This is a genomic window from Hyphococcus sp., assembly GCF_041986965.1.
In the GTDB taxonomy this organism is placed as follows: domain Bacteria; phylum Pseudomonadota; class Alphaproteobacteria; order Caulobacterales; family Parvularculaceae; genus Hyphococcus.
This window is the reverse complement of sequence record NZ_JBHIXB010000001.1, coordinates 607,072-620,200: the sequence shown is the minus strand read 5'-3', so window position 1 is coordinate 620,200 and position 13,129 is coordinate 607,072. Positions and strand designations below refer to the sequence as shown.

At 59.8% G+C, this 13,129-nt stretch carries 14 protein-coding genes; 7 read left to right on the top strand and 7 right to left on the bottom strand.

Going from position 1 to position 13,129, the window contains the following annotated elements:
* Positions 1–24: 24 nt before the first annotated feature.
* On the top strand, positions 25–426 hold the full coding sequence (locus tag ACFC5L_RS03035; RefSeq protein ID WP_375201757.1) for an FxsA family protein: 402 nt from the start codon (positions 25–27) through the stop codon (positions 424–426).
* 71 nt (positions 427–497) lie between these two features.
* Complete coding sequence (gene secB, locus ACFC5L_RS03030) at positions 498–995, top strand: protein-export chaperone SecB (RefSeq protein ID WP_375201758.1); 498 nt, start codon at positions 498–500, stop codon at positions 993–995.
* A gap of 101 nt (positions 996–1,096) precedes the next feature.
* On the opposite strand, the gene dnaQ is transcribed toward secB, so the two are convergent.
* Positions 1,097–1,810 carry a DNA polymerase III subunit epsilon gene (dnaQ, locus tag ACFC5L_RS03025; RefSeq protein WP_375201759.1) on the bottom strand — a complete coding sequence of 238 codons (714 nt, stop codon included), beginning with the start codon at positions 1,808–1,810 and terminating at the stop codon, positions 1,097–1,099.
* A gap of 53 nt (positions 1,811–1,863) precedes the next feature.
* Positions 1,864–4,557 (bottom strand): response regulator, encoded by a 2,694-nt coding sequence (locus ACFC5L_RS03020; RefSeq protein WP_375201760.1) that lies wholly within the window; start codon positions 4,555–4,557, stop codon positions 1,864–1,866.
* A 230-nt stretch (positions 4,558–4,787) separates the two neighbouring features.
* Between ACFC5L_RS03020 and ACFC5L_RS03015 the strand changes: the two genes are divergently transcribed.
* Genes ACFC5L_RS03015 through ACFC5L_RS03005 form a run of 3 tightly spaced genes read left to right on the top strand, consistent with a single transcriptional unit; the run spans position 4,788 to position 7,941 of the window.
* The gene (locus tag ACFC5L_RS03015; RefSeq protein WP_375201761.1) at positions 4,788–5,714 is read left to right on the top strand and encodes a patatin-like phospholipase family protein; all 927 of its coding nucleotides are present in this window, start codon (positions 4,788–4,790) and stop codon (positions 5,712–5,714) included.
* Positions 5,711–6,400 (top strand): SDR family NAD(P)-dependent oxidoreductase, encoded by a 690-nt coding sequence (locus ACFC5L_RS03010; RefSeq protein WP_375201762.1) that lies wholly within the window; start codon positions 5,711–5,713, stop codon positions 6,398–6,400. The genes ACFC5L_RS03015 and ACFC5L_RS03010 overlap by 4 nt, the downstream gene beginning before the upstream one ends.
* A gap of 23 nt (positions 6,401–6,423) precedes the next feature.
* Positions 6,424–7,941 carry a cryptochrome/photolyase family protein gene (locus ACFC5L_RS03005; protein WP_375202353.1) on the top strand — a complete coding sequence of 506 codons (1,518 nt, stop codon included), beginning with the start codon at positions 6,424–6,426 and terminating at the stop codon, positions 7,939–7,941.
* A 3-nt stretch (positions 7,942–7,944) separates the two neighbouring features.
* Here the strand turns inward: ACFC5L_RS03005 and arsC are convergent, their stop codons facing one another.
* The 3 genes from arsC to ACFC5L_RS02990 all read right to left on the bottom strand — a co-directional run bounded on the left by arsC (position 7,945) and on the right by ACFC5L_RS02990 (position 9,802).
* Positions 7,945–8,295 (bottom strand): arsenate reductase (glutaredoxin), encoded by a 351-nt coding sequence (arsC, locus tag ACFC5L_RS03000; protein ID WP_375201763.1) that lies wholly within the window; start codon positions 8,293–8,295, stop codon positions 7,945–7,947.
* A 5-nt stretch (positions 8,296–8,300) separates the two neighbouring features.
* Complete coding sequence (locus ACFC5L_RS02995; protein WP_375201764.1) at positions 8,301–8,990, bottom strand: response regulator transcription factor; 690 nt, start codon at positions 8,988–8,990, stop codon at positions 8,301–8,303.
* Between the two features lie 107 nt (positions 8,991–9,097).
* Positions 9,098–9,802: a YggS family pyridoxal phosphate-dependent enzyme gene (locus ACFC5L_RS02990; RefSeq protein WP_375201765.1), complete on the bottom strand. Its 705-nt coding sequence runs from the start codon at positions 9,800–9,802 to the stop codon at positions 9,098–9,100.
* Between ACFC5L_RS02990 and ACFC5L_RS02985 the strand changes: the two genes are divergently transcribed.
* The gene (locus tag ACFC5L_RS02985; protein WP_375201766.1) at positions 9,791–10,408 is read left to right on the top strand and encodes a thiamine phosphate synthase; all 618 of its coding nucleotides are present in this window, start codon (positions 9,791–9,793) and stop codon (positions 10,406–10,408) included. The genes ACFC5L_RS02990 and ACFC5L_RS02985 overlap by 12 nt on opposite strands.
* Before the next feature lie 5 nt (positions 10,409–10,413).
* On the opposite strand, the gene ACFC5L_RS02980 is transcribed toward ACFC5L_RS02985, so the two are convergent.
* Positions 10,414–10,764 (bottom strand): VOC family protein, encoded by a 351-nt coding sequence (locus tag ACFC5L_RS02980; protein WP_375201767.1) that lies wholly within the window; start codon positions 10,762–10,764, stop codon positions 10,414–10,416.
* Positions 10,765–10,989: 225 nt separating this feature from the next.
* Complete coding sequence (locus ACFC5L_RS02975; RefSeq protein ID WP_375201768.1) at positions 10,990–12,216, bottom strand: porin; 1,227 nt, start codon at positions 12,214–12,216, stop codon at positions 10,990–10,992.
* Between the two features lie 422 nt (positions 12,217–12,638).
* Here ACFC5L_RS02975 and ACFC5L_RS02970 point away from each other — a divergent pair, with 422 nt between their 5' ends.
* On the top strand, positions 12,639–13,103 hold the full coding sequence (locus tag ACFC5L_RS02970; protein WP_375201769.1) for a DUF3576 domain-containing protein: 465 nt from the start codon (positions 12,639–12,641) through the stop codon (positions 13,101–13,103).
* Positions 13,104–13,129 lie beyond the last annotated feature (26 nt).

The following is a 13,129-nucleotide window of genomic DNA, read 5'->3' as shown; positions in this document are numbered from 1 at the left end:
CTATATAGGAGCGATAGCTTCAGAATGCACCCGGGTCTTATGTTCTTTATCCTCCTTGCAGTCTTTATCCTCGGTCCGATCGCCGAAATTTACGTGCTTTTGACCGCGGCGGAGGCTTTTGGCGTCCTCCCGGTCATCGCCGCCTGCCTCGGAACCGCCTTTCTGGGCGGCTTTCTGATCCGCCTGCAGGGCCTGCGGGCGCTGAACGCCGCCCGCATGGACCTTGAGACAGGCCGGCTGCCGGTCGCCTCAGCGGTGGACGGGGCCCTTCTGGTGGTCGCTGCGCCGCTTTTGATGACGCCGGGCTTCCTCACTGACAGCCTCGGATTCATCCTGCTTGTTCCGCCGGTGCGGCGGCTTCTCGCCCGCTGGGCCCTGAAAGCCATTCGCGGCCACATCGTGCGCCATGACGACAGGATGCGTTAATCCGGGTTGCAGCTTCGGAACGGGGCGTGTATTGAGCGCCCTCTTTTTCCTCAGCCAAGACGGTGCGCTCCATGTCCGACACCCCCGCCACACCTAACGCCAACCCGCAAGTGGTCGATCCCAACGCCGCGCCTTCGCTGACGGTTCTCGCCCAGTATCTGAAAGACCTGTCTTTCGAAAACCCCCGCGCGCCGGCGGTCTATCAATCGAATTCGACGCCGAAGATCGACGTCAATGTGGACGTGCAGGGCCGCGGGTTGAATGAGAACCAGTACGAGATTGAGCTTTCCGTCGCCGCGCGCGCCAATCGCGAAAACGGCGATGCGATGTTCGTGGTCGAGGCCACCTATGCCGGCGTTTTCGAGATCATCAATGTCCCGAAAGACCAGCTTGAAATGGTGATGATGGTGGAGTGCCCGCGTCTTCTTTTCCCGTTCATGCGCCAGATCGTCGCCGACGCCACGCGCAACGGCAACTTTCCGCCATTGATGCTGGAGCCCATCGATTTCATGGGAATTTACATCGCCAACGCCCAGCGCGGCGAAGGGGCACAGGCGGGACAAGCCTAAAGCGCAGCGGGAATCGTGGACCCAATATCCGCGTCGCCTGTGCGGTCACGAAAAACAAGATCATCACAGAGCGGCGCTCGATAGACGCCCTTGTCCGGCTCTTACGAAGACAGCACTTTTTTCCAGACTGCTTCATCGCCCAGCTCGGCGACAAAGGACGCATGCGCCTCCCGCTCGTCATTCGTGATGCGTGACGAAAGCGCTTGCGGGCGTTGGCGCGCCGGGGCGCGGCCGCGTTTGCCGTTCGATCCCGCAACGCTGTCGTCGCGGCGGAAATCGAGGCCCGCCTGAAGGCCGCCGGTAAGCTCGATATAAACCGTGGCGAGGAGCTTTGAATCAAGCAGGGCGCCGTGACCGTCGCGCTCGCGCGTCGAGGTGTCGATGCCGAAACGCGAACAAAGCGCGTCGAGACTCGCCGGGGCGCCCGGGAATTTTCGCCGCGCCATATGCAGCGTGTCGACGATATTCTCCGGATCGAGCGTCTTCAGCCCCGCCGCCTTCAGCTCCGCATTGAGGAAAGGCAAGTCGAAGCCGATCCCGTTATGGGCGACAAGCTGCGCGTCGCCGACAAACTTAAGAAACGCCTCGGCAACGCCCGGATCCGTAAAGACCGGCTTGTCGCTCAAAAACTCCGCTGAAAGGCCGTGCACCTGATAGGCGCCCATGGGCATATCGCGCTTGGGGTTTACATAGGTGTGAAAATTGCGCCCCGTGACCGCGCCATTGACCATCTCAACACCGCCGATTTCCACGATCCGGTGGCCTTCGGAAAATTTAAAGCCCGTTGTTTCAAGGTCGAATACGATCTGCCGCATGCCGCCGCCCTTCGGTTCTTTTCTCAATCCGCCACTGCGCCCGCCAGCGCATTTTATTCTGTAGGCGGATAGAGCGTGTCCTTCACCGTGCTGGCGATACCTTGCAGCGTGAAGGGTTTCTGGATATAGCCCGCGCCGTCAATCAGGTCGAGCTGTTCACGCACAGCCGCCTCGGCATAGGCCGACATGAAAATGATCTTCGACTGCAGCCCCAGGGTCTCGCGCGCCTGTTTGACCATGGTCGGCCCGTCAATATCAGGCATCATGACATCGGAGACGACCAGGTCGAAGTCCAGATCTTCTTCGAGAATTTCGAGCGCCTCTTCAGCGTCGGCGGCTTCGCTCACTTCATAGCCGCAATCGGTAAGCGTCGCGACGACGAAATTGCGGACCGGATCCTCATCCTCAACGATGAGAACGCGGCCGGCGCCGGTGAGATCCTGCGGCTCTCTTGCGGGCGCCGGCGCCGCCGATTTCGGCGCCTCGTCTGCGGTTGTCTCCGGCGCATCATAGGAGGGCAGATAGATCTCAAACGTAGCGCCTTTTCCTTCCGCGCTTTTAAGGGCGATGACGCCGTCAAGCTGGCGGATGATGCCGTAAACCGTGGAGAGGCCAAGCCCCGTACCCTTACCCATCTCCTTTGTCGTGAAGAAAGGATCGAAAATCTTGTCCGCAATCTCTTGTGGAACGCCTGGGCCCGTATCGGCGACTTCGATCAGCACATATTCCTGATCAAGAAGCCCCGGCACGTTGCGCGCTTTCGCTTCCTCAGCGGAGATACTCTTGGTACGGATGGTCAAGGAGCCGCCGGCGACGCCCATGGCGTCACGGGCGTTGACAGCGAGATTCATCACCGCTGTTTCAAGCTGATAGCGATCGACCTTGACGAAGGGAAGGGCGCGTCCGTTGACAAGCTCAAGCTTCACTTTCTCACCGATGGAGCGCGTCAGGAAGCGGGAGAAATCTCTCAGGATTTCAGTGATGGAGAGAACTTCTTTTTTCAACGTCTGCTTGCGCGAGAAAGCGAGAAGCTGTTTCGTTGTATTCGCGGCGCGCTGGGCGTTTTCGCGGATCTGAACGAGGTCGGCATAGGCCGGATCGCCTGCCGGATGCTTCAGCATCAGGCGGTCGCAATGGCCGATCACCACTTGCAGATAGTTGTTGAAATCATGGGCGACCTTGCTCGCCAATTCGCCGATGCCGCGCAGTTTCTGATCCTGCGCATATTCCTCTTCCATCTGTTTGCGGTCGGTAACGTCGACGGAATAAAGAAGCGTGCGGCGCACGCCGTAAGACCCCCGCTTGCGGCGAACCGGGCGGGCGAACAACGCATAGGTACGCGATGCTGCGCCGGTTCCGACGGTCGCCTCGATCGGTTTCGGCGCTCCGCCGGCGCGGGTCTTGCGGCGGATTTCTTCGGCTAGCTCTTCCAGCGTTGTTTGCGCCACAGACTTCACCAGCGGCGCGTTTTTCTTTTGCGCGCCAAACGCCTCAGCGAACGCCTTGTTCGCTTCAACAATGCGGCCGTCACGATTGATCTCGCCTTCGACAATGGCGACGCCGAACGGCGATTCCGACATGTCGCCCGAAAGCGCCACATCTTCGACTTCGTCAGCGCTTTCATCGATATTCATCTCGACGCAGGCGAAGCCTTCGCCGATGCCGCCGCGGCGGAAGGCGGAAAACGTCGCTTCGGCCGGTTCAGCGTTGCGGCGGCGCACCTGCGCGGTGATCGGCTCCCGGTCGATGCGCCAGAGACCGCTCACCAGGTCGCCGGTTTCACCAAGCACGACATCGTCAATCGCCTGCAACTGGCCGCGCTGGGCGCCGAGCTTGTCGCGTGCGGCGGCGTTGGCCCAGGCGATCTGGCCTGACTTCTCAAGCGCGAAGACGGGGCGCGGAAAATCAGCATAGGCGGCCGCAAGGCTGTCCTGCACCTCATCCTCGATCGGAAGCTCACGCAAGCGCCAGGCGACATGCTCGTCAGCGCCGCGAATGGGGCGCACACTCACTTCAAAGCGCCGGCGTTCGCCGCCGCCGGCGAGCCCCATGGTCTGGTAGATAATTTCTTCGGCGGCTTCGGCGCTTTTCGCCGCCTTGCAGAGGCGGAAGACTTTCGTCGCTTCCGCGCCTTGCTGCGCAAAAAGGCGGTCAATGCGCGGCGGCAGGCCCGATGGCCCCATCACGCCGGCCGCCTTCGCGAGCTGGAAGTAAGTGCGGTTCGCGTAGGTCACAACGCCGTCGCGGCGGGCGACAAGCCGTGCATCCTGATCGGCGTCCAGCACCCGTTCGGCGAGCCCCAGGGCGCCGAGAATTTCCGCGCCCGCAAGTTCAGCCGCCTCAGCCGGGTTTTTTCCCGTCGCGCGGCGCAGCATGGCGCCAGCGACAAGCACGGGCGAAAACATCTTCATCGCGGCGCCGGTGAGGAAAACAGCAATGAGGAGCGCCAGCCCGCCCGCGAGAATGATGCCTGCGCCGCCGGAATCGCGGGCGCTGATCACAACAAAGACAATAGCGGCGATCGCGGTGAAAACGCCCGCCCACAAAAGCCAGAACGCAGCCGCGTTGACCAGGCCGCCTTCGCCCTTGCCTTGCCGAACCTTGTCGCCATCGCCCGATTTCGCGGCGGCGGCGTCCATCAGCGCGATGATCTCCTCACGCGTATGGGGGCGCGGACCGTCCGGCGATGCGCCGTTCTGATCGAGGAGTTCTTCCCGCAAGGATTTGACATTGTCTGCGCCGGACACGTGCGAGGCTCTCCACTCAGGTGATTCGAACAGGGGACTATGGCCCGCTTCGCCGAACGCCGCCACCATGGGCAAGACTAGATTTTCCCCGTCTTTGCGGGCTTTTCCGCTATTTAAGGATTTAACACAGCGGGTCGCCGCCTTAAGCTTGCGCAACGGCCGTAGCATATCATTGACGGGCGCACGCGCAGTCCCCAAATCCCCGGCTGAAATACTGTGAAAGCAGGCCCATGGCGAAAAAAATCGGACTGGTCCTTGGCTCCGGCGCCGCGCGCGGCTGGGCCCATATCGGGGTTTTAAAGGCGCTGAAGGAAATCGGCGTCGAGCCTTACGCCATCGCAGGTTGTTCGGTCGGCGCGCTCGTTGGGGGGGCCCATCTCATCGGCGCTCTCGCGGAATTCGAACGCTGGGCCCGCACCCTGAAACCGGTCTCGGCGCTGCAAAGCTTCAGCCTCAAGGTCCACCGCGGCGGCTTCATCGATACGGCGCCCGCCTTCGAAGCCTTCCGTAACTTTGATAAAAACATCGAAGACTTGCCGGTGAAATACGGCGCCGTCGCCACGGACCTTTCAACCGGCGAAGAAGTGGTCATCACATCAGGCTCGGTGATCGACGCAGCCCGCGCCTCAAGCGCGATCCCCGTGGTGTTTCACGCCGTCCATACGCGCGGCAAATGGCTGGTCGATGGCGCACTCGCCAATCCGGCACCGGTGTCGCTGGCGCGCCAGCTGGGCGCCGATCTGGTAATTTCCGTCGATCTGAACGCCGTGCCGCGCGTTCTCGACCGCTTCGATGCGCCCAAGGAGCGCCTGCCGGTCCCCGTCGACAAGCCCGCGCCGCCCCCGGCCACCATGACCGGCGCCGTCGCCAGACTGATCGATGACACCGTCGCCGCCATCGACCACCAGGTCGCCATGGCCAAAGCGCGCGCCGGGGCAAAGCCGCATCTTTTCGAAACCGCCTACGCCGCCGCCGATATTTTTCAGATGCAACTCGCCCGCGCCCGCGCGATCGCCGAAGCTCCCGACATCTGGGTGAAACCGGACATGCGCGATGCAATGCCCACCGCCTTTGACCGCGCCGACGAATTTATTGAAGAGGGCTACCGCGCCTTGATGGAACAACGCCATGAGATTGAGCGTTTGCTGGGCGAATGACGGCAGCTTCTTTTAACGCATTAGTGATCGGCGCCTCCGGCGGAATCGGGTCGGCGATCGCCGCTGCGCTGGAAAACAATCCGAAATACGCAAGCACCATCACCTTGTCGCGCAGCCGCAATCGTCTCGACCTTACCGACGAAGACAGCGTTGCCGAGGCCGCACACAACATCGCCCCGGGCGACGGGTTCGATCTTATTTTCAATGCCGCCGGCATTTTGGAAGCCAATGGCTCAGGTCCGGAAAAAGCGTTCAAGGAAATTGACGGCGATACAATGACGCGCGCTTTCGCCGTTAACGCCGTCGGCGCAGCGCACGCTTTTAAATATTTTCTTCCGATGATGAAGCGGGACAGTCGAGCCGTTTTTGCGACATTATCCGCCCGGGTGGGGTCCATCGGCGACAACCGGCTCGGCGGCTGGATGAGCTATCGCGCCTCCAAGGCCGCCCTCAACCAGATCGTCCGCTGCGCTGCGATTGAGGAGAAACGGCGCAACAAAAACAGCGTCGTTGTGGCGCTTCATCCCGGCACAATAAAAACGCCGCTGACGGAAAAATTCGCCAAGGGCCGCTACACGGCGAGCCCTGAAGAGTGTGCGAAAAACCTCCTTGGCGTTTTGAACCGCCTTTCCCCAGACCAGTCCGGCGAGTTCTTCGACTATGCCGGGGAGACCGTTCCCTGGTGACGGATAAACGCCTTATCCTGATTATGGGCGACCAGCTTTCGCGCGATATTTCCGCACTTAAAGACGCGCGCAAGACCAAAGACGTCATCCTCATGGGCGAACTTTGGGATGAGACGACAAGCGTCAAACATCATAAGAAGAAAATCATTCTTGTTCTTTCCGCCATGCGTCATTTCGCTGAGCAATTGAAAAAAGACGGATGGCGCGTCGACTATCAAAAGCTTGATGACAAAGGCGCGGCGCGCTCTTTTACGGCGCTCGTCAAGCGCGCGGTGAAAGACCATAAGCCCGACACGCTTGTTGTGACAGAACCGAGCGAGAAGCGCGTTCTCCTGGAAGTCGAGGCTTTAGAAAAAGTGCTTTCCATTCCGGTTGAAATTCGCGCCGATGAACGCTTCGTGGCGAGCCATGAAACCTTTGATGCGTGGGCGAAACGCCGCAAGCAAATGCGCATGGAGTATTTCTATCGCGAGATGCGACGCAAAACCGGGCTTTTGATGGAGGAAGACAAGCCCGCCGGCGGCGCATGGAATTACGATAAGGAAAACAGAAAGCCCGCCTCCACCGATCTTTTCATGCCGGCGCCGAAGCGGTTCAAACCCGACGCGATGACAAACGACGTCATTGACCTGGTGAAAGACAAATTCGCCGATCATTTCGGCGACCCGGAACCATTCCATTTCGCCGTCACGCGTAAAGATGCACGACAAGCGCTGGATCACTTTGTCGAAGAGGCGCTGCCGCGTTTCGGAGATTTTCAGGACGCCATGCTGACCGGCGAACGTTTCCTCTATCACTCAGTCTTGTCGGCCTATATCAATATCGGCCTTCTCTACCCGCTTGAGGTCTGTCAGCGCGCGGAAAACGCCTATCTCTCGGGCGAAGCGCCCATCAACGCCGTGGAAGGCTTTATTCGCCAGATCATCGGCTGGCGAGAATATGTGCGCGGGCATTACTGGCGCGGCGGCGAAGACTACGTTCGCCAGAATTATTTTGAAAACAGCCGAAAATTGCCCGCTTTCTACTGGTCCGGCGACACCGATATGGCGTGCATACGCGAGACAGTTACGCAAACGCGCGAGGACGCCTACGCCCATCATATTCAACGGCTGATGGTGACAGGGCTCTTCGCTATGCTCGCTGGCATAGACCCTTACGACGTGCACGAATGGTATCTGATCGTTTATTTCGACGCTTTTGAATGGGTCGAAGCGCCGAATGTCATCGGCATGTCGCAATATGCAGATGGCGGCGCGCTCGGCTCAAAACCCTATGCGGCGTCCGGGGCCTATATCAACCGCATGTCGGACTATTGTAAAAACTGCCGCTACGCTGTGACGAAAAAAACGGAAGAGGGCGCCTGTCCTTTCAACGCGCTGTACTGGGATTTTCTCGTACGCAATGAAGACAAGCTGAAGGGTAATCCACGGCTATCGCAGATGTACCGAACATGGGCGAAAATGGATAAAGCAACCAAGCTTTCCTACCGCGCGCGGGCGCGGGCCTTGCTTGGCAAACTTGATGCGGGCGAGCGGATCTAACGCCTAGAGAATATCGAGCACGTTTTCCGGCGGGCGACCGATGGCGGCCTTGTCGCCATTGACCACAATCGGGCGTTCAATCAGCACCGGATTTTCCGCCATGGCATCGATGAGCGCTGTTTCCGCCGTGGCGTTCGCGAGGTCGAGTTCCATATAAGGCGCTTCTTTCACCCGCATCATATCGCGTGCGCTTTTGAGGCCGAGCTTCTTCACCAGCCCCTTCAACGCCGCTGATGACGGCGGGTTTTCGAGATAAAGCACGACCTCCGGCTCAATCCCCTTTTCCTCCAGTAGCGCCATCGTCTGACGCGATTTCGAGCAGCGGGGATTATGGTAGATCGTAACCGTCATCATATTTCCTATAGAGCTAATCTGTACCCGCCGCTTTCCGTCAGAAGGATCGACGCGTTCGACGGATCGGGCTCGATCTTCTGGCGCAGGCGGTAGACATGAGTTTCAAGCGTATGCGTCGTCACGCCTGAATTATAACCCCACACCTCATCCAGCAGAACATCGCGCGTCACGGGCTTGCCGCCGGCGCGATAAAGGAATTTGAGGATCGAGGTTTCTTTTTCCGTCAGGCGAATTTTCTTGTCTTCGGGCGTCACCAGCATTTTCACCGCGGGGCGGAACTCATAAGGCCCCACTTTGAAGACCGCATCTTCGCTCTGTTCGTGACTGCGCAGATGAGCGCGCACGCGCGCGAGCAGAACACCGAATTTGAACGGCTTTGAGACATAGTCATTGGCCCCGGCGTCGAGCCCGAGGATGGTATCGGCCTCTGAATCCGCGCCCGTCAGCATGATGATCGGCGACTTAAATCCGTTCTTGCGCATCACGCGGCAGGCTTCGCGGCCATCCATGTCGGGAAGGCCCACATCCAGCAGCATCAAATCGATATGCGCTTCTTCCTTGGCTCGGTCGATAGCGGCGCTCGCCGTCATCACCGGTTCCACAGCAAAATCGTCATGCACGGCAAACTGGTCGATCAGCGCATCGCGCAGCAATTCGTCATCGTCGACTAACAGGATTTTCTTGACGCGGTTCATGGTTCTCTCGCCCAAATAAATATTGTGTTCGGCGGGTCATAGCGCCGATTAGCCTGAGATTGCACATCAACGTTTCTACAACTTTTCGTTATAGACCCGTGATCGCCTTAAGGAACAGGACGAGCGCCGAAAATAGCAGTCCCTATGCGCAGATGGGTCGCGCCAAGCTGCGCTGCAAGTAGATAATCGCCGCTCATTCCCATGGACAGCCCGGACAGCCCGAGGCTTTTGGCTATCTTCGCCAGAAGCGCAAAATGCGGGGCCGGATCGTCTTCCGCCGGGGGGATGCACATGACCCCCTCAATCTCGAGGCCGAATTCCTTGCGACACTGCTCGTAAAAAGCCGGAACGTCAGCCGGGGCGAGGCCCGCCTTTTGCGGTTCCTCGCCGGTGTTAACCTGAATAAAGAGCTTTGGGCGCCGGTCCTGTTTTTCCGTTTCGGCAGCCAGCGCCCGCGCAAGCTTCGGCCGGTCGAGGCTTTCGATAACGTCGAAAGTCGCCACCGCTTCTTTCACCTTGTTGGTCTGCAAAGGGCCAATAAGGCGCAACTCCACATCCGGATATTCGGCTTTGAGGGCCGGCCATTTCGCCATCGCCTCCTGCACCCTGTTTTCCCCGAACACCCGGTGACCCGCGTCCAACGCCGGGCGAATACGGTCCGCATCATGGGTTTTTGACACCGCCGTGATCGTGACCGCGCCGGGGCGGCGACCGGCTTCTGCCAATGCGCTCTCGATTTCCGCTGCAATGCTTGCAAGATTGGCGGCGGGATCGATTGCGTTATCATCGGAAAGAGCGTCGTGAGAAGACATGAAGGGCTCCGCTTACGGGCCGCGAAACTAGCAGCCGCCGCCAGCGACCTCAAACGCCGATCGGGCGTTGCGGCGCCTTTTTCGCTCGCCTTTTTAACCGATCAACGGCGCATTCCCCGCCCGCTCACCATCGCCCGGTCGCTGCCGCGCGGAACGGCGGTGATCTTGCGGGATTATGACATGCCCCGCCGGGCAGGGCTTGCCGCTCAATTGAAATCGGTCGCGGCGACCCGCGGCCTCAAATTGATTATCGGCGCCGATATCGCGCTTGCCCGGAAGATCGGGGCTGACGGCGTTCATTGTCCGCGCTGGTTTTCACCGGACGCGGCCTTGCCTGACGGCATGATCCTCACCGCCGCCTGCCATGATGCAGCGGAGCTTCAGGGCGCCAGGACCATGGGCGCAGACCTTGCGCTGTTGTCGCCTGCTTTCACGACGTGGAGCCATCCGGGCGACGGGGCCATGGGCGCGTCGGCTTTCAAGGCCCTGGCGGCGGCATCGCCCTTACCGGTTCTCGCCCTTGGCGGCGTCAATGAAATCAATGCGCATTATCTCGCCGGTCCCAATGTTACAGGGCTCGCCGCCATCAGCGCCTTTCTCGGCTGAGTGAGTTACTCTTCCGCCTTGGTCCAGACGGCAAGATGGTTGCCGGACGGATCACGGAAATGAAAACGGCGCCCGCCCGGGAAGTCATGGCGCTCGGTGACCTCGCCGCCCGCATCGACGACGCGTTTTTCGCTCGCCTCAAGGTCGTCCGCATAGAGAATAACCGTCGTAGAGCCCTGAACCGGCTTTTCGCCGCCTCTTATCCCGCCATCAAGACCGGCGCTGGTGAAGCTCACATAAGTCTCGCCCCAGTCCTGAAACTCCCATCCGAATGCGGCGCCGTAAAACGCCTTGGCGACAGCGAGATCTTCCGCCGCCAGCTCCACATAATCGATATGATTGTTCTTCTGGCCCATGACGCTCTCCCCTGTCGTTGGCTGAGTTTCGGTCTGCCCAGCAGGCGCACACGCCGCTGTAAAAATCAGCGTAGCAAGCAAGCACAATATGCGCATGAATCTTTTCTCCCCATATCAACTTGGCGAACGCCGCCGTTCAAATGCAAACAGGCCAAATGCAAACAGGGCGGCCCCGAAGAGCCGCCCTGCTTATATCCCCTCTAAGCTTTAGGCGCTTAGAAACTTCTAAAATTTGATCGAGCTTTCGATCACAACCGTGGCGGCTTCTTCAGGTCCGCCTGCGGCTGCTGGTTTCTTGGCTTCGGTATATTGGGCGGCTGCGCCGACCGTAATGCCGCGTCCAAGAACATAGGTCACGCCCGCTTGCGCGGTGCGCGTATCCTGGAAAAGAGTTGGATCGAGCGGATCAAATCCAATCGAATTCGCTTCAGACTGGCCATAGCCCAGCATGACGGCGACATCGCCTTCTTCCTCGCCGGTGCGGAAGGTGACGCCCGCATCAAAAGCGAGATAGCCGTCATCTTCAAATGAGGCCAGCCCGGCATTGGTGGTCTTGACCGACCCGCCCAGCGTGATGCCGCGATAGGCGAGGTTGAGACCAACCGAATAGGCTTCGTAGTCGTCATAAACAGTCTGCGGCGTGTTAAGAACCGCATGCTCGTCCGCGGTCACGAAGCTCGCGCCGACGCCCACAAACAGACGGTCAGAACCGCCGACCCGGATGCCTTTTTCGTAATAAAGCGCAGCCTCGACCGCATCGTCCCAATGGCTGTCCGCCGCCAGCATGACGCCGTCCGGCGCAATGACAAACCCGGTCTGGGGCGCGCATAAGGGATCGCCGCAATTCTTCAAAACCGGCGAATAGGAAACGCCAAGCTGAAGCCCGCCGAGAACGCCGCCGAGGAAATTCGCCGGCGGCATATAGGTGAGTTTTGAAGAATAACCGCTGAAATCGTTGATCGTATGAACGTCATTGAGGCCGGAAAGATCCGTCTGCCAGTCATTGACGTTCACCGATGAAAAGATCGTCGGCGAGGAAACCGAAAGAATGCGCGCCACGCCCGCATCGCGGCCGACAATAAGCTGGCCGAAAGACCCGCGCGCATAGGCGTAAGCGCCCTGCAGATAAGCGTCGCTCGTTTCCGGACCGATGCCGCGGGGCCCGCCGATAAGAAGACCGGAATAGCGCCCGCCGCCGAAAAGCTGGCGCGGCTGGTCCGCGTCCAGGCGGCCCGTGAGAACGGCGCCGATTTCAACGCCATTGTCGAGAACCGTCGACCCTTTGAAGGAAAGCTTGGCGTTGACGTCGCCCTTGGCGTCGCCGTCGGAAAGTCCCGCGACCGCGCTGGCTTCACCGCTGACGTCGATCTTCACCGGGTCTGCGGCATGGGCTGCGCCCGCGGTAAGGACCGCGGCGCTCGCGCCTAGTAATATGCTCCGCAGACTGGTCACAGCCTTAAATCCGTCTCTTCCCTGGAACAGACACCCGCCAAAGACGCGAGGCCGCCTCGTTGTTTCGTTCACTCGTCCGAAACCGTTTCCCCAAACCGTTCCAGACATGTCGCCCCGGTATACCCGGCGCTTCTCCCAACGCAACGCCCCGAGCCTTAAAGCGTCACCGTTTCCCAAGGACCCCGCCCCACGCGGATATCCCTCTTTCAAGACGTGCGCCACAAAATTGAATGAGTCGCACACAAGGGTTAACGGCATAAAGTTAACAGCTTTATGACCAGCGCCTATATTGGCGCCCGATCTCGCGCCATACAAGGGAAGGCAGGACCGCCCGTTGTGTAATTGGCGGTTTGTGGTAGGAAAGCCACGGCCTTGGCGGCGCGGACCGCAAAGGGCCCTTCCATGACACAGGATTAACGGTAATGAAGACCGAAAAAGCGACTATTTTCAAGGTTTTGGCTTTAGCGAGCGCAGCGGCGCTGCTGGCCGCCTGCGGCGGCAACAGCTCCAGCGGCAGCCGTAACGAGACGCTGGCCGAGTACAAGTCCGGCCGCGCCCAGGCGACCACCGTGAACCGCTATTTATGGGCGGCGTCGCTCGAAACCCTTGATTTTCTGCCGGTCTTTTCGGCCGACCCGATCGCCGGGCTGATCATCACCGACTGGTATGTGAACCCGGAAACCCCGGGCGAGCGTTTCAAGACCAATGTCTATATTCTCGACTCGGCGCTTCGCGCTGATGCGCTGCGCGTTTCCGTTTTCCGTCAGATTCAGGGTGAAGACGGCGCCTGGAGCGACGCGACGGTGAACCCGGCCACGGGCCGCGAGATCGAAAACGCGATCCTCACCCGCGCGCGCCAGCTTCGCCTAAACCAGATCGAAGACTAGAATTCAGCGCCAGAATGATGGAAAGA